The following is an 18,196-nucleotide window of genomic DNA, read 5'->3' on the forward strand; positions in this document are numbered from 1 at the left end:
GGCACTGCCTATGCAAAGGGAACATAAGGCGAGGCGGACATAAGTCCGCTTCGCCTTTTTTGGTTCAGGCGGCCAGCGCGTTCAGGCAATGGGCAAAGCCATGGGACAGTATCGCCGCTTCCAGTCCCCGACGCCAGAATAGCCACCCGAAGATGAGGCCGGGAATAAAGTTGCCGAGCAGCACCGCAAGGACGAGCGCCGGTTGCGGCTGAGCGGCGATCGTGAACAGAAGCGGCAGATGGCCGGCGGCGAAGAGAGCTGCGGCGATTATGATGGCAGCCCATACAAGAGATGATCGGATTTCCCCGCTTCCTGTCATGCGCCAGAGGGCCCATGCGAAAAACGACATCAGGCCCCACCGGGTCAGCAGCTCTTCCGTGATGCCGCCATATAAAATCCGGGTCGCCAGCGGGACGTCAAATCTGGTCATTTTTGCCAGGGTTGCCGCATCCGTGACCAGGGGCAGGATCACCGACGAATAGATGATCATCAACACGGCGACGGCAATGCCCGCCGCAAGCGCAGGCGGCAACTGTCTTCGCAGCACTGCGCGCGTATTGTCACCCTGCAACCAGCTATCGATCAACGGGGCGCCAAGCCCGAGTTTCGCGGCAAGAACCTGACCGGTTGCCACCGCTGTAACGGTCAGGATTGCCGGCTGGACGAGGATCAGCAGGCGCATAGCCAATGAAGCTTGCTGCCCCGGTATAAGCTGCTCAAACGTTGCCAGTAAAAGCGATGCGACGCCGGTCAGTCCGATGATCAAAAGAATATGCCAGCGTTTCATGGTCTCTTTCGCCTGTTTTCCTCACCATGAGGTCTGTAAATGACCGGCATTGCGTTTGGATTACGCGGTCCAATCCCCTGCGTCGCTTGGCTGTTCGGCATATTTACTGCCCGTTCGAAATGCCTCCTGACGGTGGTGGCGAGATTCGTATTTTAGGCGGTTGCCTAATCAAAAATCTTCGCATACGTTCCAACTGCAACGTTTCAGTGAGGGAGGAGACTCATGCGAATGCGTGTTATTTCTGCGGCTTTTCTGGCCAGCGTCATGATTCCGGCGGGTATTGCCGGGGCCACCGATCTTGAGGTGACCCATTGGTGGACATCAGGCGGCGAAGCCGCTGCCGTCGCCGAACTGGCCAAGGCTTTCGACGCGACCGGCAATAAATGGGTGGACGGCGCGATTGCCGGTTCGGGCGGCACGGCCCGGCCGATCATGATCAGCCGCATCACCGGTGGCGACCCGATGGGTGCCACCCAGTTCAACCACGGCCGGCAGGCGGAAGAGCTTGTCCAGGCAGGCCTGATGCGCGATCTTTCCGATGTTGCCGCAAAGGGTAACTGGAAAGATGTGATCAAGCCGGCAAGCCTGCTCGACAGCTGCACCATCGACGGCAAGATCTATTGCGCGCCGGTCAATATCCATTCCTGGCAATGGCTGTGGCTTTCCAATGCGGCCTTCAAAAAGGCGGGCGTAGAGGTTCCGAAGAACTGGACGGAATTCGTCGCAGCCGCACCGGCGCTGAAAAAGGCGGGCATCCAGCCGCTCGCGCTTGGCGGCCAGGCATGGCAGGCGAACGGCCTGTTCGACACGCTGACGCTTTCGATCGGCGGCAAGGACCTTTATCAGAAGGTCTATGGCGACAAGGATGCCGAAGCGGCAGCCGGTCCTGATATGGCGAAGATTTTCGCAGCTGCCGTCGAGGCCCGCGACATGGCCAAGGGCACCAATGTTCAGGACTGGAATCAGGCCACGAATATGGTGATAACGGGCAAGGCCGGCGGCCAGATCATGGGCGACTGGGCACAGGGCGAATTCCAGCTTGCCAATCAGAAAGCCGGCACGGACTATTCCTGCCTTCCCGGTCTGGGTCTCAGTGAATACCTCACCACGGGTGGCGACGCCTTTTATTTCCCTGTTTTGAAAGACGAGGCGAAAACCAAGGCGCAGGACGTTCTTGCCGCAACCATTGTTGATCCGAAAACGCAGGTTGCCTTTAACCTGAAAAAAGGCTCGCTGCCGATCCGCGGCGACGTCGACCTCAATGCAGCCAATGACTGCATGAAAAAGGGTCTGGCAATTCTGGCCAAAGGCAATGCGCTGACCAGCACCGACCAGCTGATTTCTGCCGATACGCAGAAACAGAAGGAAGACCTGATGGCGGAGTTCTTCGCGGGCTCGATGTCGGCAGAAGACGGGCAGAAGCGCTTCGCGGACATTATCGGTTCGGCTGACTGATTGTGATCTCTCCGGATCGGGGAGCGATTCACCGCTCCCCTTTCCAACGTCCGGTTTGCGCCAGAACAGTTGGCACTGGTCGGGGTTTCACGCGGCGGGGCTTTTTGCTCGGTCGTTGACTGTAACGTTACAGGAGGAGGTAACATGGCAGGTCAAACGCGCTCAGGGCGTCCCAACCAGCTTTTCCGCAATCTCAATTCCAAGATTGCCTCCATTCCCATGATCCTAACCGCCATGGTGATTTTCCTTGGCGGAACGATCTGGACGGTGATTTATTCCTTCACCAATTCCAAGCTTCTGCCGCGGGCAAGCTTCATCGGTTTTGACCAATATGAGCGGCTGTGGGCCGCGCCGCGCTGGATCGTGTCCATCCAGAATCTCGCGATATACGGCGTGCTGTCGCTGATCTTCAGCCTCGTTATCGGCTTCGTGCTGGCGGCGCTGATGGACCAGAAAATCCGGTTTGAAAACACCTTCCGCACGATATTTCTTTATCCCTTCGCCTTGTCCTTCATCGTTACCGGCCTCGTCTGGCAATGGCTGTTGAACCCGGAATTCGGCATCCAGTCCGTGGTCCGCTCGATGGGTTGGGAAAGCTTCACCTTCGATCCGCTCTATAATTCCCAGATCGTCATTTACGGCATCTTGATTGCAGCGCTCTGGCAGGGCACGGGGCTCGTCATGTGCCTGATGCTCGCCGGTCTTCGCGGTATCGATGAGGATATCTGGAAAGCTGCACGCGTCGACGGCATTCCGATGTGGAAGACCTATATTCTCATCATCATTCCCATGATGCGGCCCGTCTTCATCACCACGCTCGTCATCATCGCCAGCGGCATCGTCAAGGTTTACGATCTGGTGGTGGCGCAGACCAGCGGTGGGCCGGGCATCGCCTCCGAAGTGCCGGCGAAATATGTCTATGACTACATGTTTCAGGCGCAGAACCTGGGGCAGGGCTTCGCCGCCTCGACCATGATGCTTCTGACCGTCGCCATCATCGTCATCCCATGGGCCTACCTCGAATTCGGAGGCAAGAAGCGTGGCTAATATCAGCACACTGAACACGGTCGCCGCCGCAACCGATGCGGTTGCCCAGGACCTTTCCGGCCCGCGCGGCAAGAAGCCAAGGAAAACCTTTTCCCGCCGCAACATCATTCTTTACGGCACGCTGTTCGTTGCCGCCGCCTATTACCTGCTGCCGCTATACGTGATGGTTGTCACCTCGCTGAAGGGCATGCCGGAAATCCGGCTGGGCAACATCTTTGCGCCGCCGGTGGAAATCACCTTTGAGCCCTGGGTGAAGGCCTGGGCCAATGCCTGCACGGGATTGAACTGCGACGGGCTTTCGCGCGGATTCTGGAACTCGGTGCGCATTCTCGTGCCTTCGGTGGTGATCTCGATCATCGTCGCTTCCGTCAGCGGTTACGCCATGGCGAACTGGAAATTTAAGGGTTCGGAGCTGTTCTTCTCCATCCTCATCATCGGCGCCTTCATTCCCTATCAGGTGATGATCTATCCGATCGTTATCGTGCTGCGCGAAATGGGCGTCTATGGCACGCTGACCGGCCTCGTCATCGTTCACACCATCTTCGGCATGCCGATCCTGACACTGCTGTTCCGCAACTATTTCGCCTCGCTGCCGGAAGAGTTGTTCAAGGCGGCGCGTATCGATGGCGCCAATTTCTGGCAGATCTATCTCCGTATCATGCTGCCCATGTCGCTGCCGATCTTCGTTGTGGCGATGATCCTGCAGGTGACCGGCATCTGGAACGACTTCCTGTTCGGCGTGGTGTTCACGCGGCCGGAATATTACCCGATGACCGTGCAGCTCAATAACATCGTCAACTCCGTGCAGGGCGTGAAGGAATACAACGTCAACATGGCCGCAACCCTTCTGACCGGGGCCGTGCCGCTGATCGTCTATTTCGTCTCCGGCAGGCTTTTCGTCCGCGGCATTGCTGCAGGCGCAGTAAAAGGTTGAGTTATATGAACAAAAGCGTTTCCATTCGCGATCTTTCCCTGTCGTTCGGTGCCGTCACCGTGCTGAAAGACCTCAATCTCGATATTTACGACGGCGAATTCCTCGTGCTGCTCGGCTCGTCCGGCTGCGGCAAGTCGACCCTTCTCAACTGCATTGCCGGCCTTCTGGAACCGACCGACGGGCAGATCTTCATCAAGGACCGCAACGTCACCTGGGAGGAGCCGAAGGATCGCGGCATCGGCATGGTGTTCCAGTCTTATGCGCTTTATCCGCAGATGACGGTGGAGAAAAACCTGTCCTTCGGCCTTCAGGTCGCAAAGGTGCCGAAAGAGGAAATCGACCGGCGCGTGAAACGGGCGGCGGGCATCTTGCAGATCGAGCCGCTGCTGAAACGCAAGCCTGCCGAACTGTCCGGCGGCCAGCGTCAGCGCGTGGCGATCGGCCGGGCGCTGGTGCGGGATGTGGATGTCTTCCTGTTCGATGAACCGCTCTCCAACCTCGACGCCAAGCTGCGCTCGGAACTGCGCGTCGAAATCAAGCGGCTGCACCAGTCGCTGAAAAACACCATGATCTATGTGACGCACGACCAGATCGAGGCGCTGACGTTGGCGGATCGCATCGCCATTATGAAAAGCGGTGTCATCCAGCAGCTGGCCGATCCCGTCACCATCTATAACAAACCGCGGAACCTCTTCGTCGCCGGCTTCATCGGCTCGCCCTCGATGAATTTCCTGCGCGGCGAGTTGATCGAAAAGGACGGTAAGGTGGTCTTCACCACCAATGGCGTGACTTTCGCGCTAGACGGTTATCATCCGGAGACGCCGCTTGCCGCCGGCCGTGCCGTGGTTTTGGGTGTCCGCCCGGAACATGTGCGCGTCGATGCCGATATTGTTGGCGGTGAGGTGCACGAGGCGATCGTCGATATCGAGGAGCCGATGGGCGCCGACAATCTGATCTGGCTGAAACATGCCGGGCATACCATGTCCGTGCGTGTCGGCGGCCATAGGCGGTTTTCACCGGGCACCAAGGTGCGCCTCGGCCTCGACATGACGATGGCCTCGCTTTTCGACGCGCAAAGCGAGGAACGGCTCTAGAACAGCTTCGATTTCCCCCCACACAATCCCAAGACCCAGATCTCTATGGAGGAGACAATGACAGAACTCGGTTTCCAGCTTTACAGCGCCCGCAATTTTCAGCCTTTTTCCGATATTCTGAAAAAGCTTTCGGCGGCGGGTTATAAACATGTCGAAGGCTACGGCGCGATGTATGCGTCGCTGGATGAAGCTGGTCTGAAAGGTCTGCGCGCCGAACTCGATGCCAACGGCCTGACCATGCCAACCGGCCATTTCGGTCTCGATCTTCTTGAGGGCGATCCGAAAAAGGCGCTGAACATCGCGAGAGTTCTGGGCGTGGAGGCGATCTATTGCCCTTACCTGATGCCTGACCAGCGCCCGACAGATGCTGCAGGCTGGTTCGCCTTCGGCAAGCGCCTGCAGGAGGCGGGTAAGCCCTTCGTGGATGCCGGGCTGATCTTCGGCTGGCATAACCACGATTTCGAGTTCAAGACGCTTGACGATGGCTCGACGCCGCAGGAGCAGATTTTTGCCGGCGGCCCGGACCTGAAATGGGAAGCGGATATAGCCTGGATTATCAGAGGCAATGCCGATCCGCTCGCATGGATCGAAAGCTACGGCAAGCGCATCACAGCCGTGCATGTCAAGGATATCGCGCCTGCGGGAGAGAATGCGGATGAGGATGGCTGGGCCGATGTCGGCCATGGTACAGTGGACTGGAAGGGCCTCGTTGCTGCGTTGAAGGCGAAATCCGCCACGAAACATTTCGTGGTCGAGCACGACAACCCGAAAGACATCGACCGGCTCATCACCCGCTCGATCGCATCGTTCAAAACCTATTGAGTTTCAATTTTTCGGAGTTTCATCATGGCCAGAGATCTTGGCGTCGGCATCATCGGATGCGGCAATATCTCGTCTGCTTATTTCTCGCTGGCGCCGCTCTTCAAGGGCATCAAGGTGCTTGCCTGCGCCGACCTCAACCGCAATGCGGCGGAGCTGAGGGCGGAAGAATTCGGCGTTGTCGCGCAGTCCATCGAGGACCTGCTCGCCAATAAGGATATCGATGTGGTGGTGAACCTCACCATTCCCGCCGCGCATTTTCCGGTGTCGAAAGCCGCACTTGAAGCGGGCAAGCACGTCTATTCGGAAAAGCCGCTGGTGCTTTCGCTGGAAGAGGGTGAAGAACTGCGGCGTATCGCCCGGGAGAAGAACCTCTCCGTTGGTTGCGCGCCGGACACCTTCCTCGGCGGCGCACATCAGCTTGCCCGGCAATATATCGACGAGGGCAAGGTCGGCCGCATCACGTCAGGCACCTGCCATGTGATGAGCCCCGGCATGGAGATGTGGCACCCCAATCCGGGCTTCTTTTTCCTGAAGGGCGGCGGGCCGATCCTCGATCTCGGCCCCTATTACGTCGCCAATCTCATCAACCTCATCGGCCCGGTCAAGCGTGTCGGTGCATTGACGTCAATGGCGAACCCCACCCGCACGGTAACCAGCCAGCCGCTGAACGGTGAGATCATCCCGGTCGAAACGCCGACCAACATCCATGCGCTGCTGGAATTCGTGAACGGTGCGACGATCACGCTTTCGGCGAGCTGGGACGTGTGGTCGCATCGCCACGCCAATATGGAACTTTACGGCACGGAAGGTTCCATCTACGTGCCGGACCCCAACTTCTTCGGTGGTGTGGTGGAAGCGAGTGGGCGCGACAAGAATATCCAGCCGCTTGAAGACTGGGCGCATCCCTTCGGCATCGCCAACCAGGAAAGCCCGAACGGTCCGCGTGCCAATTACCGTACCGCAGGCCTTGCCGATATGGCGATTGCCATTCTGGAGGGTCGCGATGCCCGTTGCTCGCTGGATCGCTCCCTGCACGGTATCGACGTGATGACCTCCATCCTTAAATCCGGGGAAGAAGGCCGCTTCATCGAGATGACCACGACCTGCACCCAGCCGGCAGCGCTCGGCATTGAAGAGGCGCAGGCGCTGTTGCGTTGATGTGACGACCGATCATACAGGCGGCGGAGGCGACTCCGCCGCTTTTTTTGTTTTCGGCGGCAACGGCAGCAACCGGTGCGCTACTGCTGTCATCTTAAAGCTCTTCACAATCCCTTCGCTTTGGTTTAAAGCCGCGCCGTATCCGGTCGCAGCCCACCCGGTCAAAACAAGGGATCCTAAATTATGAAAACCATCGTCATCTGCTCCGGCGGATTGGACTCCGTTTCGCTTGCGCATAAAATCGCCGCGGAACATGAACTTCTCGCTCTCGTCTCCTTCGATTATGGCCAGCGCCACAAGAAGGAACTGGATTTCGCCGCAGATTGCGCAAAGCGTCTCGGCGTGCCGCATCACATCATCGATATCCGCACCATCGGCGCGCATCTCACCGGCTCGGCGCTGACGGACGACATTGCGGTGCCGGATGGGCACTATGCGGAAGAGACCATGCGCTCCACCGTGGTGCCGAACCGCAACGCCATCATGCTCACCATCGCCTTCGGCCTTGCCGCCGCCCAGCAGGCGGATGCGGTGGCGATCGCCGTGCATGGCGGCGACCATTTCATCTATCCCGATTGCCGGCCGGGCTTCATCGACAGCTTCAACGCCATGCAGGCGCATGCGCTGGAAGGTTATGCCGATGTCAAGCTGTTTGCGCCTTACGTCACGGTCTCCAAGGCGGCGATCGTTACCGATGGCGTGAAATACGGCACGCCCTTCGGCGAAACATGGTCCTGTTATAAGGGTGGCTTGCGTCATTGCGGCCGCTGCGGCACCTGTGTGGAACGGCGTGAGGCCTTTCATCTGGCTGGTGTCACCGACCCGACCGACTACGAGGACCCCGATTTCTGGGTGGCGGCGACCCATGCCTATGCGGCGCAGGAGGTGCGCTGATGTTCCGCATCACCAAGGAGTTTCACTTCTCCGCCTCGCACCAGCTGAAAAGCTTGCCGGCTGATCACCAGTGCGCCCGTCTGCATGGGCATAATTACATCGTCGAGGTCGAACTATCGGGTGAAGAACTCAACGAGCATGGTTTCGTGCGCGACTATCACGAGCTTGCACCGCTGAAGCGCTATATCGACGATCATTTCGATCATCGCCACCTAAACGATGTTCTCGGCCATGACCGGGTGACGGCGGAATGTCTCGCGAAGCATTTTTACGACTGGTGCAAGCTCAGCCTGCCGGAAACCAGCGCCGTGCGGGTGAGCGAAACGGCCAAGACCTGGGCGGAATACCGGCCATGACGGTGGCTGCACGGAAGGTTGCAGCGAAGGAAACGGCAATCCGCATCAGCGAAATCTTTGGCCCGACCATTCAGGGCGAGGGGCCACTGATTGGCATGCCCACCGTTTTCGTGCGCACCGGCGGCTGCGACTACCGCTGCTCCTGGTGCGATACGCTACATGCGGTCGACAGCGATTACCGTGATACATGGCGGCCGATGTCGGTCGAAGCCATCTGGCAGGAGGTGCGACGGCTTTCCGGCGGCGTGCCGCTGACGGTCTCGCTTTCAGGCGGCAATCCCGCCATCCAGCCGCTCGGGGCTTTGATCGCGAAGGGGCACGGCGAGGGTTATCGTTTCGCGCTGGAAACGCAGGGCAGCACCGCGAAAGACTGGTTTGCCGATCTGGACCATCTGGTACTCAGCCCCAAGCCACCGTCGAGCGGCATGGAGACGGACTGGCAGGCATTCGAAGACTGTCTTGCCGCCGCCGGCGATGGACCGCAGGTGGCACTGAAGATCGTGGTGTTCGACGATGCGGATTATGCCTACGCCAAGGCTGCATCGGCGCGTTTTCCGCATCTGGCTGTCTATCTCCAGCCCGGCAATCACACGCCGCCACCGCCGGATGACGACGACGCGCGCGTGGATATCGATGGTGTGATGGACCGGATGTTGTGGCTGGTGGACAAGGTGAGCGAAGACCGCTGGTTTTCCGCTCGTGTTCTGCCGCAGCTGCATGTGCTGTTGTGGGGGAATAAGCGGGGCGTTTGAAGGGATGCGGATTGGCACATGCCTTTCCCCATCATCCTCGCCCTTGAGGCGAAAATCCACGCGCTGTTGAAGGAAACGGATCCTCGGGTCGAACCCGAGGATGACGTCGATTGGGAGGAGCGATGTGGAGGAACATCACTCCTCCCTAGCAGCGACTTGCGCCGCCGCTCTTCTGCAAATCAGGCCGAAACGGCCAGCTCGCGCCGTTCACGGTCGGCGATGATCGAGAGATCAAGCACCTTCTGCAGATTCGCGGCATGGCGGAAATCGGGGTCGGCAACGCCGCCTTCCATCACCGCCTTGGCGAATTTTTCGTAATTCGTCGGCACCGGGTCGACGTCGATGGTCTTCCAGATTGCCTTCTCCACATCCTCGCCAATGCAGGCCCGCAGGCTGGAATAGTCAGGCGTGTGGATCACTTCCAATGCACCCTTGTCGCCATGGATGCGCAGACGGAGTTCATTCAGATGCCCCGTCGCCCAGCGGCTGGCATGGATGACGCCCATGGCACCGTTTTCCAGTTCGGCGGTCATGGTGAAGCTGTCATTGGCGTCGAGATCGTAGACGCCGATCTTGTTGCCCTCATATTTGTCGAAGGTCTTCAGCCGCGTGAAGATGCGTTCCACATCGCTGCCCGCGCCATAGGAGGCGAAGTCGAGAATGTGGATGCCGACATCGCCGAGAACACCGTTCGAGCCGTGCTTGGTGGAGAGCCGCCACAGCCATTTGCTCTCCGTCATCCAGTCGCCCCAGGCCTTGGAAACGAGCCAGCTCTGCAGATAGGAAGCTTCGAGATGGCGTACCTTGCCGATCTTGCCCGCCAGCACCATTTCGCGTGCCGCCTGCAAGGGGGCGACATTGCGATAGGTGAGGTTGACCATGGCGACGAGGCCGGCCTTTTCGGCGGCATCGGCCATTTCGGCGGCCTTGGCGTAATTTTCCGCCAGCGGCTTTTCGCAGAAGACGTGCTTGCCCGCCGCCAGCAGTTTAAGGCTGGTCGGGTGGTGGATGGCGTCCGGCGTGACGTTCGCCGCCGCGTCGAATTCACCCCAGGCAATTGCGTCATCCAGCGAGGTGAAGGAGAGCGGAATGTTGTGGCGGAGCGCGAAGCCCCGCACCACCACATCGTCCACATCCACCGCCGCCACCAGTTCGACGCCCGGGATTTGCGCGAAATATGTGGCATGGTTGTTGGCCATGCCGCCGGTTCCGAGAATGAGAAGTCTCATGGCTATTTACCTGTAACCTGCTTCGCCTGCCTTGTGCAGCTTGGGGCCGCGTTCTTCGATCGGCTCCAGCGCCTTATCGACGGGAACATTGGGGGCAGCGTGGATGCTCGTCAGTGCGCCGGCCGGATTATAGGCCCATTTCACCGAATTGCTGATGACCTTTTGCACATTGGCGTCGTGATAGGTCGGATAGGTCTCGTGGCCCGGGCGGAAATAGAAGATGTTGCCCGCGCCGCGGCGCCAGGTGAGACCGGAGCGGAAAACTTCACCGCCCTGGAACCAGGAGATGAAAACGGTTTCCAGCGGCTCCGGCACGGAGAACTGCTCGCCATACATCTCTTCGTTTTCCAGCTCGAAATGTTCGGGCAGGCCGGCTGCGATCGGGTGGCGCGGATTGATCGTCCACAGACGCTCACGTTCACCGGCCTCGCGCCACTTCAGCGCGCAGGGCGTGCCCATCAGCCGCTTGAACGGCTTGGAGAAGTGGCCGGAATGCAGGACGATGAGGCCCATGCCCTCCCAGACACGCTTGGCGACACGCTCGACGATCTCGTCCTGCACCGCGCCATGGTCCTTGTGGCCCCACCAGACGAGAACGTCGGTCTTGTCTAGACGCTCCTGCGAAAGACCGTGTTCCGGCTCCTGCAGCGTGGCGGTGGTGGCGTTGATCTCAGGGTTCTGGTTCAGCGCATCGGCAATGGTGTTGTGCATGCCGTTTGGATAGATCGAACGCACCGTCTCATTGATGTGTTCGTGGATATTTTCGCCCCATACAACGGTGTTGATGGTCATTTTCATGCTCCTCGGTGAAAGCCGGGACCTTGGGTGATCCCAGCGAAAGTTGAATGTTCAGGCAGCACCCCGGGCAGGGTTGCGGGCTAATGCCCGGCCTTGCGCGTCGAAACGGTGGATTTGTGCCGCATCCGGCACGATGGCGATGCGTTCGCCCGCCTTGCGGCCGGTCACACCCTCCTCGCGAACGACGATGGGTTCGTCGGCACCAATCTCGACATAGATGTAGCTGTCCGATCCCAGCATTTCCGAATGGACGATCTCGCCGCTCCATCCGTTCCCATCGGTGGTGATGGTAATGTGTTCGGGACGGATGCCAATGGTAGTTGCACCTTCCGTCTCGGCATATTTGCCGGCGAGGATGTTCATCTTCGGTGAGCCGATGAAGCCGGCAACGAAGGTGTTGACCGGGCTCTCGTAAAGCTCGAGCGGCGTGCCGATCTGTTCGACACGGCCATCGCGCAAAACGCAGATACGGTCGGCCAGCGTCATTGCCTCCACCTGGTCGTGGGTCACATAGATCATCGTCGTGTCATGCATCGAGCGATGCAGCTTGGCGATTTCCAAACGGGTGGCGACGCGCAGTGCGGCATCGAGGTTGGATAGGGGTTCATCGAACAGGAACACCTTCGGATCGCGCACGATGGCGCGGCCGATGGCGACACGCTGGCGCTGGCCGCCGGAAAGCTGCTTCGGCAGGCGTTCCAGATAGGGCGTGAGTTGCAGCATCTCGGCCGCCGCTTCCACGCGCTTGCGGCGCTGCTCCTTGTCCGCGCCTGACAGCTTCATGCCGAAGGCCATGTTCTCGAACACGGTCATGTGCGGATAAAGCGCATAGGACTGGAAGACCATGGCGACGCCGCGCTTGGCGGGCGGCAGGCGGTTGACCGCCTCACCACCAAAGGAAAGGGTGCCGCCGGTGATTTCCTCCAGCCCGCAGATGAGGCGTAGAAGCGTGGACTTGCCGCAGCCGGAAGGGCCGACGAAGACCATGAATTCACCGGAGCGGATGTCCATGTCGATGCCCTTGATGACATCGAAAGCGCCGAAGGATTTGCGAAGATTGCGCAGTTGAATGGTGGTCATTTGATTTTCTCCTAGCCTTTGACGCCGCCGGCGGTGAGGCCGGAGATGATGCGTCGCTGGAAGATCAGAACGAGGACGACGAGGGGGGCGGTGACGATGACGGACGCGGCCATGATCGTTCCCCAGGGGATTTCGAACTGCGAACCGCCCGATAGGAGCGCGATGGCGACCGGCACCGTGCGTTGTTCGTTCGATGAGGTGAAGGTGAGCGCGAAAAGGAACTCGTTCCATGCCGCGATGAAGGCGAGAAGCCCGGTAGTAACCAGCGCGGGCCACATCAGCGGCATGAACACCTGGGTGATGATGACCCACGGTGTCGCACCGTCGACAATCGCCGCCTCCTCGATTTCGATTGGCAGGTCGCGCATGAAGGTTGTCAGCACCCACACCGTGAAGGGCAGGGTGAAGATCATGTAAGAGAAAATCAGCGCCAAGGGCGTGTTGAAGATGCCCGCCCAGCGGATCAGTTCGAACAGACCGGCGAGAACGGCGATCTGCGGGAACATCGAAACCGACAGGATGGTGAGCAGAAGCAGCGAGCGGCCCCGGAAGCGGACGCGGGCCAAGGCATATGACGCTGTTACCGCAAGGAACAGCGACAGTATGACGACTGAAGATGCAACGAACAGCGAATTGCCGAGATTTCGCAGGAACGTGCCGTTGCCGATGACGAAGTTATAATTTGTCAGCGAGAATTCGCGCGGCCAATAATTGACCTGGAACAGCGCCGAGCCGGATTTCAGGCTCGTCAGGATCGCATAGTAGAACGGGAATACCGAAATCACCATGATGACGGCGACCAGCGCATAAAAGGCGGTGGTTTTCAGGATGCTTGGCAGGGTCATCGCGCGGCTCCATCGGTGTTGACGCGCCCGAGCCACATGTAAATCACAGTGATCGAGGCGATGATGAGGAACAGCATGGTGGAGGCCGCAGCACCGTAGGAGAACTTGTCGAAATCGAACAGGTTCTCGCGTGCCAGCACGGACATGGTGCGTGTCTGAGCGTTGTTGGGCGTCAGGATGTAGATGAGGTCGAAAACGCGCATCGCATCCAGCATGCGGAAGATGACGGCGACCATGAGCGCAGGGCGGATCATCGGCAAAGTGACGCGGAAGAACACCTTGACGGGATGGATGCCGTCCACCTTTGCCGCCTCATACATGTCCTTCGGCACCATTTGCAGGCCGGCGAGAATGAGCAGCGCCATGAACGGCGTCGTCTTCCAGATATCGACGATCAGCACGGCGACCATCGCGGTATCCGGATTGGCAGTCCATGCGATCTTGTTGGAGATCAGCCCGAGATTGAGGAACAGGTCGTTCAATATGCCGAACTGGTCGTTCAGCATCCACGCCCACATCTGCGCTGAGACGATGGTGGGAATGGCCCATGGAACGAGGATGGCGGCGCGCACGAGGCCACGTCCCTTGAATTCGGCATTCAGCACCAGCGCGACGATGAGGCCGAGCACGGTTTCGAAGCTGACCGAGAGGATGGTGAATTTCAGGGTGTTGAGAACCGCACCCCACCAGGCGGGATCGGCCAGCAGGCCGCGATAGATGGTGCGGCCGCTGCTGAGCGTGATCCAGGTGAAGTAGTTCTTGAGGCCGACGAATTGCGCGCCATCGAGATTGGTCAGCGACGCGTCGGTGAGGCTGAACCAGACGGTACGCACCAGTGGCCAGCCGGCCACCAGTGCCAGCACCAGAAATGTGGGGGCAAGAAACAGCCAGGCGGATTTCAGTCGTTCCGATTGAAGGTCGGAGCCGGTGCCGGATGCCGCAACCGGTCTTTGAAGGGTGGTGTCATTCATGGGGACATCTCGCGGTTGGGGCGCGGGAAACGATCAGGCAAGACCGCCTCCCGCGCGAGCCGGATTACCAGCCGTTGCCTTTGAGATCGGTCAGTTCGACCTCGAGCAGCTCGAGATTTTCCGCTGCCGAGCCGTTGCCGGAGAGCGTGTTGTGCACGGCGCCCCAGAACTTGGCCGAAACCTCGTTATATTTCACCTTGGCCGAAGCGGAAGGACGCGGAACGGCGGTCTGGAAGATCGGCTTCCATGTCGGCATGAATGGCTGTGCGGCGGCGACATCATTGTCGTCATATAGCGAGGCGATCGTCGGCATGTTGGAGAGCTGGATCGCACGCATCTTCTGGGTGTCTTTCGATGCCAGGAATTTCACGAGCTGGATGGCCGCGTCCTTATCGTCGGAATATTTCGAAACGGCGAGGTTCCAGCCGCCGAGTGTCGAGGCAGGCGCTTCGCCTTCTGCACCTGCCGGCAGCGGGGTGACGCCGAACTTGCCCTTGATGGCGCTGTCGGCGCCATTTCCAAGTGCATAGGCATAGGGCCAGTTGCGCATGAAGACGGAATTACCAGTCTGCCACACGCCACGCGCTTCCTCTTCCTTGTAAGCGAGCACACCCTGCGGTGCGATTGTGCCGACCCAGCCCTTGGCGGCTTCGATCGCGGCTGCGGCTTTCTCGTTATTGATGGAGATGTCGCCGTTGGTCTCGACGATATGGCCGCCCCCGGCGGATGCGATCCATTCGAGCGCGTTGCAGGTCAGGCCTTCATAGGCGCTGCCCTGGAAAACGAAGCCCCAGAGGTCCTTCTGCCCGCCTTCGCGTTCCTTGTCCTGAATTTCCTTGGCGGTCTCGCCCAGTTCCTTCCAGGTTTTCGGCGGCTGCTTGCCGTATTTTTCCAGAAGGTCCTTGCGATAGAACAGAGCGGGTGCGTCGGTGAACATCGGCATGGCGACAAGTTTGCCGTCCACGGTCTGCGACGCAACGATGGAGGGGAAATGATCGCCGATGACGTCCTTGGTCGCTTCGGTCAAATCCACGAACTGGTCGGAGAGCTGCGGCGCCCAGATCACGTCGGTCTGATAGACGTCGACATCCTTGTTGCCGGCGGCGAGCCACAGCCGGTACTGGCTGAATTGTTCGCTTGATGAAGAAGGCATGGTGACGAGATTGACCTTGTGGCCGGTCTCTTTCTCGAAGGCGGCGATCCGCTCGCGGAAGAACGCGATGTTCTTGCCGGTGGAATTGGCGGCGATGGAAAGTTCGGCCGCCTGCGCTGAAACGGCGGCAGAAAGTACGCTGCCGCACAGGAACAAAGTCTTCATGGAAATATTCATTGTCAAACTCCTCCGTTGACGCTTCCGATTGTCCTCAAAATTGAAAGCGCTTTTGACTGGTGCGAGGCTCTCAAAAGCGGACCAATCTGTCAATACTCTTTCTAATTGTGTGAAAATTCGGCATTTCCGACGGCAGTTTTGTGGTGTTTGCATTTCGAAATGACCAACTGTAAGGTTTCAGTTGGATAAAAATTGAAATCGTTTTCAATTATTGTCCGCTTGAAAAATCTGCGGCGGCAACGCATGCAGGGGCAAATTGGCGAAAAACATGAAACTCAAGGAATTCGCAGAAAAGGTCGGGCTGTCGCCCACCACCGTCAGCCGGGCGCTTGGCGGCTATCCCGAGGTGCGCGAGGAAACGCGGCAACGGGTGATGGATGCTGCGCTGAAATACGGCTACCGGCCGAATGCTAACGCCGTCAGGCTGGCAACCGGCAGGGCGGGTGCCATCGGCGTCGTCATGGGCCGTTCGGGCGGCGGACATTTCTTTTCGGAATTCATGGGGGGCATGGCGACCCGTCTGGAACAGGAAGAAACCGACATTCTCGTCAGCGTCACCGTCGACAATAATCTCGATGAGGAGCTGGCGATTTTCAGCCGGCTGGCGGCGAGCGGCCGGGTGGATGGCATCATCGTGCATTCGCCGCGCCCCGAGGATGAGCGCATCGCGCTGCTTCACCGGCTGGGCGTGCCCTTCATCGTGCATGGCCGCTCCAAGACGCCGTTCGAACATGCCTGGCTTGATATCGACAACCACGATGTAACCTATCGACCAACGATCCATTTTCTGGAGCGCGGCCATCGCCGCATCGCCCTGATCAACGGTCCCGTCGGCCGCACCTTCGTTCAGGACCGCGAGCAGGGGTTCAGGGATGCGCTGGCCACTCATGGCATCACGCCCGATCCGCGTTTCATGATGAACGCGCATTTCAGCGAAGATACCGCCTTCCGCTTTGCCCGCTCGCTGCTGGAACAGACGCCGCGCCCGACGGCCTTCGTCGCGGGCGCGATGATGACGGCGCAGGGTGTCTATCGCGCCGCCACGCAGATGGGGCTGGTGATCGGCAAGGACGTTTCCGTCATCGCCCATGACGACGTGTTTCCCTATCTGACGCCGGAAAGCATGATGCCGCCGCTTTCCACCACCCGCTCGCCCATGCGCATGGCGGGCATTCGGGTGACGGATCTGTTGTTGCAGATCATCGGCGGTCGTCCCGTGCGCGAGGTTCAGGAATTGTGGCCGGTCGAACTGATCCTGCGGGAATCGGTCGGCCCTGCCTGAGCTTCTCGTCATAGCTCACTGATTCCACTCCGTTTTGTGAACGTCAGTTGATAACGTTCGCCTTTCGTCATCTATACGTCCGCGCCGTCTCATGTATAATCGGAACAGTTACGGGTGTTATGGAACAGGACCCGGGCCGGCGCGTTGAGGGGACGTGTCGAAGGAGGTGGACGGATGTTTGAATTTTTAAAACCGCAACAGCAGACTGTGATCGATGACGTCGAGGCAACCGGCACCTATGCCGATGCGCTGCTCAACGTTCCGAGCCCGGAACTTTCCCGTTCGACCGCGCGCGAGCATGGTCACGAGGCTCATTCCCGCGATTATTGCGAAAACCGCGATATTTCCCGCAGCGCGCTCGGTTTCGCCTGAGCGTCGCAAAAAACTTCCTTAAAAAACGGAACGGACAGGCCGTGCCCGCGTTTCCCTGTACGACCCGCTGGGCGGCGCAACCGGACCGAAGGGACCTGACCGGCATTTGACCGATGGGCGAATTGGGTGTCGCGCCGCCCGATTGGCGACGGCGCGAAGGCGTTGTCCCGAGAGATAAAAACGCAGCTTGTGTCCATTGCGGCAAAGCGTGTTTATCAGGAGGCCGCGATGCCAGCCGTTCCCGTCGAACCCTATCCCGAACCGCCGATGCCCGTGCCGCCGCAGCCGGACATACCGCCGGTGGAAGAGCCCGAACCCGATAGGTTGCCGGACGAGGTGCCGGTACCCAACCCCGACGAAAATGACGGGCCGCCGAAGGTGCTCTCGTCTTTCACGGGTCTCCAGTCTGGAATTTCTTGCTGACGAAAGCCGAGCCCTTGAGCCCGAAGCGCCACGGGTATTCTGTGGCGCGGCTGATGCCGATTCGCCTGCCGCTGGTGATGGCGGCGGCTTCTTTCGGCAACCGCAGGAAAAACGGTGGTGCGTTCAACGGCGCGCCATCCATCTCTCCCGTAATCGCGAGCGCCTGGCAAAGTCGGCCCGGGCCTGAACATAGAAGTTTCGGCTTGTCAGTTCCCCGGCGCAGTTTCATCATGTCTATACCGGTGATCGGTTCGATGGCGCGCAGAAGCACGGCGGAGCCCGGAGCGCAGACAAAGTTGGCGCACCAGTGAATGCCGTAGGACCGGTAGACATAAAGACGGCCGGCCGGGCCGAACATCGCCCTGTTGCGCGGGGTCTGCCCGTTGAAACTGTGGGATGCCGGGTCGTCCGGATGATAGGCTTCGGTTTCCACGATGATGCCGCCGGTATTGCCGATGCGGAACTCCGCGCCGATGAGGGCGCGGGCCACATCCACCGCATCGCGCAGGAAGAAACTCTCCTGCATTTCCGGGCCAAAGGCCTCATCCATCCGGAACCCCTTCCGCT

The 18,196-nt window shown here is 59.5% G+C and carries 20 protein-coding genes; 12 read left to right on the forward strand and 8 right to left on the reverse strand.

Annotation, left to right across the window (positions count from 1 at the left end; translation table 11 throughout):
• Positions 1 to 64 precede the first annotated feature (64 nt).
• On the reverse strand, positions 65 to 787 hold the full coding sequence (locus DA915_RS22295) for a type II CAAX prenyl endopeptidase Rce1 family protein (RefSeq protein WP_107677350.1): 723 nt from the start codon (positions 785 to 787) through the stop codon (positions 65 to 67).
• Positions 788 to 1,009: 222 nt separating this feature from the next.
• On the opposite strand from DA915_RS22295, the gene DA915_RS22300 reads away from it, so the two are divergent.
• From DA915_RS22300 to queE, 9 genes are all read left to right on the forward strand, one after another.
• Positions 1,010 to 2,242: an ABC transporter substrate-binding protein gene (locus DA915_RS22300; RefSeq protein ID WP_020811968.1), complete on the forward strand. Its 1,233-nt coding sequence runs from the start codon at positions 1,010 to 1,012 to the stop codon at positions 2,240 to 2,242.
• 144 nt (positions 2,243 to 2,386) lie between these two features.
• Positions 2,387 to 3,289 (forward strand): carbohydrate ABC transporter permease, encoded by a 903-nt coding sequence (locus DA915_RS22305; protein WP_003506291.1) that lies wholly within the window; start codon positions 2,387 to 2,389, stop codon positions 3,287 to 3,289.
• Positions 3,282 to 4,223 (forward strand): carbohydrate ABC transporter permease, encoded by a 942-nt coding sequence (locus DA915_RS22310; protein WP_080864875.1) that lies wholly within the window; start codon positions 3,282 to 3,284, stop codon positions 4,221 to 4,223. Before DA915_RS22305 ends, DA915_RS22310 begins: the two co-directional genes overlap by 8 nt.
• Before the next feature lie 5 nt (positions 4,224 to 4,228).
• Positions 4,229 to 5,317, forward strand: coding sequence for an ABC transporter ATP-binding protein (locus DA915_RS22315; RefSeq protein ID WP_003506294.1), 1,089 nt, complete (start codon positions 4,229 to 4,231; stop codon positions 5,315 to 5,317).
• 57 nt (positions 5,318 to 5,374) lie between these two features.
• On the forward strand, positions 5,375 to 6,139 hold the full coding sequence (locus DA915_RS22320) for a sugar phosphate isomerase/epimerase (protein ID WP_003506296.1): 765 nt from the start codon (positions 5,375 to 5,377) through the stop codon (positions 6,137 to 6,139).
• Positions 6,140 to 6,163: 24 nt separating this feature from the next.
• Positions 6,164 to 7,297 carry a Gfo/Idh/MocA family protein gene (locus tag DA915_RS22325; RefSeq protein WP_107677351.1) on the forward strand — a complete coding sequence of 378 codons (1,134 nt, stop codon included), beginning with the start codon at positions 6,164 to 6,166 and terminating at the stop codon, positions 7,295 to 7,297.
• A 183-nt stretch (positions 7,298 to 7,480) separates the two neighbouring features.
• Positions 7,481 to 8,191 carry a 7-cyano-7-deazaguanine synthase QueC gene (gene queC / locus DA915_RS22330; RefSeq protein WP_107677352.1) on the forward strand — a complete coding sequence of 237 codons (711 nt, stop codon included), beginning with the start codon at positions 7,481 to 7,483 and terminating at the stop codon, positions 8,189 to 8,191.
• On the forward strand, positions 8,191 to 8,547 hold the full coding sequence (queD, locus tag DA915_RS22335; RefSeq protein WP_107677353.1) for a 6-carboxytetrahydropterin synthase QueD: 357 nt from the start codon (positions 8,191 to 8,193) through the stop codon (positions 8,545 to 8,547). Before queC ends, queD begins: the two co-directional genes overlap by 1 nt.
• Complete coding sequence (gene queE / locus DA915_RS22340; RefSeq protein ID WP_107677354.1) at positions 8,544 to 9,299, forward strand: 7-carboxy-7-deazaguanine synthase QueE; 756 nt, start codon at positions 8,544 to 8,546, stop codon at positions 9,297 to 9,299. Before queD ends, queE begins: the two co-directional genes overlap by 4 nt.
• 179 nt (positions 9,300 to 9,478) lie before the next feature.
• Here queE and DA915_RS22345 read toward each other — a convergent pair whose 3' ends face one another.
• From DA915_RS22345 to DA915_RS22370, 6 genes are all read right to left on the reverse strand, one after another.
• Positions 9,479 to 10,528, reverse strand: coding sequence for a Gfo/Idh/MocA family protein (locus tag DA915_RS22345; protein WP_107677355.1), 1,050 nt, complete (start codon positions 10,526 to 10,528; stop codon positions 9,479 to 9,481).
• A 6-nt stretch (positions 10,529 to 10,534) separates the two neighbouring features.
• Positions 10,535 to 11,320 carry a ThuA domain-containing protein gene (locus DA915_RS22350; protein ID WP_026363971.1) on the reverse strand — a complete coding sequence of 262 codons (786 nt, stop codon included), beginning with the start codon at positions 11,318 to 11,320 and terminating at the stop codon, positions 10,535 to 10,537.
• A gap of 57 nt (positions 11,321 to 11,377) precedes the next feature.
• Positions 11,378 to 12,406, reverse strand: coding sequence for an ABC transporter ATP-binding protein (locus DA915_RS22355; RefSeq protein WP_107677356.1), 1,029 nt, complete (start codon positions 12,404 to 12,406; stop codon positions 11,378 to 11,380).
• A gap of 11 nt (positions 12,407 to 12,417) precedes the next feature.
• Positions 12,418 to 13,251: a carbohydrate ABC transporter permease gene (locus DA915_RS22360; protein ID WP_087745639.1), complete on the reverse strand. Its 834-nt coding sequence runs from the start codon at positions 13,249 to 13,251 to the stop codon at positions 12,418 to 12,420.
• Positions 13,248 to 14,222, reverse strand: a complete 975-nt coding sequence (locus DA915_RS22365; RefSeq protein ID WP_107677357.1) for a carbohydrate ABC transporter permease — start codon at positions 14,220 to 14,222, stop codon at positions 13,248 to 13,250. The genes DA915_RS22360 and DA915_RS22365 overlap by 4 nt, the downstream gene beginning before the upstream one ends.
• 64 nt (positions 14,223 to 14,286) lie before the next feature.
• A complete protein-coding gene (locus DA915_RS22370; RefSeq protein ID WP_107677358.1) occupies positions 14,287 to 15,552 on the reverse strand; it encodes an ABC transporter substrate-binding protein in 1,266 nt (421 codons plus the stop codon).
• Positions 15,553 to 15,820: 268 nt separating this feature from the next.
• Between DA915_RS22370 and DA915_RS22375 the strand changes: the two genes are divergently transcribed.
• The 3 genes from DA915_RS22375 to DA915_RS22385 all read left to right on the forward strand — a co-directional run bounded on the left by DA915_RS22375 (position 15,821) and on the right by DA915_RS22385 (position 17,629).
• A complete protein-coding gene (locus DA915_RS22375; protein ID WP_060724784.1) occupies positions 15,821 to 16,834 on the forward strand; it encodes a substrate-binding domain-containing protein in 1,014 nt (337 codons plus the stop codon).
• Between the two features lie 174 nt (positions 16,835 to 17,008).
• The gene (locus DA915_RS22380; RefSeq protein ID WP_003506320.1) at positions 17,009 to 17,206 is read left to right on the forward strand and encodes a hypothetical protein; all 198 of its coding nucleotides are present in this window, start codon (positions 17,009 to 17,011) and stop codon (positions 17,204 to 17,206) included.
• 228 nt (positions 17,207 to 17,434) lie between these two features.
• Positions 17,435 to 17,629, forward strand: a complete 195-nt coding sequence (locus DA915_RS22385; protein WP_003506322.1) for a hypothetical protein — start codon at positions 17,435 to 17,437, stop codon at positions 17,627 to 17,629.
• On the opposite strand, the gene DA915_RS22390 is transcribed toward DA915_RS22385, so the two are convergent.
• On the reverse strand, positions 17,598 to 18,179 hold the full coding sequence (locus DA915_RS22390; protein WP_087745633.1) for a DNA-3-methyladenine glycosylase: 582 nt from the start codon (positions 18,177 to 18,179) through the stop codon (positions 17,598 to 17,600). The genes DA915_RS22385 and DA915_RS22390 overlap by 32 nt on opposite strands.
• Between the last annotated feature and the right edge of the window lie 17 nt (positions 18,180 to 18,196).

The sequence above is a fragment of the Agrobacterium sp. LAD9 genome (assembly GCF_003031125.1).
GTDB classification, from domain to species: Bacteria; Pseudomonadota; Alphaproteobacteria; order Rhizobiales; family Rhizobiaceae; genus Agrobacterium; species Agrobacterium radiobacter.

Coding starts and splice junctions, on each gene's coding strand:
- DA915_RS22295 (WP_107677350.1), bottom strand. CDS start 787: ATGAAACGCTGGCATATTCTTTTGATCATCGGACTGACCGGCGTCGCA.
- DA915_RS22300 (WP_020811968.1), top strand. CDS start 1,010: ATGCGAATGCGTGTTATTTCTGCGGCTTTTCTGGCCAGCGTCATGATT.
- DA915_RS22305 (WP_003506291.1), top strand. CDS start 2,387: ATGGCAGGTCAAACGCGCTCAGGGCGTCCCAACCAGCTTTTCCGCAAT.
- DA915_RS22315 (WP_003506294.1), top strand. CDS start 4,229: ATGAACAAAAGCGTTTCCATTCGCGATCTTTCCCTGTCGTTCGGTGCC.
- DA915_RS22320 (WP_003506296.1), top strand. CDS start 5,375: ATGACAGAACTCGGTTTCCAGCTTTACAGCGCCCGCAATTTTCAGCCT.
- DA915_RS22325 (WP_107677351.1), top strand. CDS start 6,164: ATGGCCAGAGATCTTGGCGTCGGCATCATCGGATGCGGCAATATCTCG.
- queC (WP_107677352.1), top strand. CDS start 7,481: ATGAAAACCATCGTCATCTGCTCCGGCGGATTGGACTCCGTTTCGCTT.
- queD (WP_107677353.1), top strand. CDS start 8,191: ATGTTCCGCATCACCAAGGAGTTTCACTTCTCCGCCTCGCACCAGCTG.
- queE (WP_107677354.1), top strand. CDS start 8,544: ATGACGGTGGCTGCACGGAAGGTTGCAGCGAAGGAAACGGCAATCCGC.
- DA915_RS22345 (WP_107677355.1), bottom strand. CDS start 10,528: ATGAGACTTCTCATTCTCGGAACCGGCGGCATGGCCAACAACCATGCC.
- DA915_RS22350 (WP_026363971.1), bottom strand. CDS start 11,320: ATGACCATCAACACCGTTGTATGGGGCGAAAATATCCACGAACACATC.
- DA915_RS22355 (WP_107677356.1), bottom strand. CDS start 12,406: ATGACCACCATTCAACTGCGCAATCTTCGCAAATCCTTCGGCGCTTTC.
- DA915_RS22360 (WP_087745639.1), bottom strand. CDS start 13,251: ATGACCCTGCCAAGCATCCTGAAAACCACCGCCTTTTATGCGCTGGTC.
- DA915_RS22365 (WP_107677357.1), bottom strand. CDS start 14,222: ATGAATGACACCACCCTTCAAAGACCGGTTGCGGCATCCGGCACCGGC.
- DA915_RS22370 (WP_107677358.1), bottom strand. CDS start 15,552: ATGAATATTTCCATGAAGACTTTGTTCCTGTGCGGCAGCGTACTTTCT.
- DA915_RS22375 (WP_060724784.1), top strand. CDS start 15,821: ATGAAACTCAAGGAATTCGCAGAAAAGGTCGGGCTGTCGCCCACCACC.
- DA915_RS22380 (WP_003506320.1), top strand. CDS start 17,009: ATGTTTGAATTTTTAAAACCGCAACAGCAGACTGTGATCGATGACGTC.
- DA915_RS22385 (WP_003506322.1), top strand. CDS start 17,435: ATGCCAGCCGTTCCCGTCGAACCCTATCCCGAACCGCCGATGCCCGTG.
- DA915_RS22390 (WP_087745633.1), bottom strand. CDS start 18,179: ATGGATGAGGCCTTTGGCCCGGAAATGCAGGAGAGTTTCTTCCTGCGC.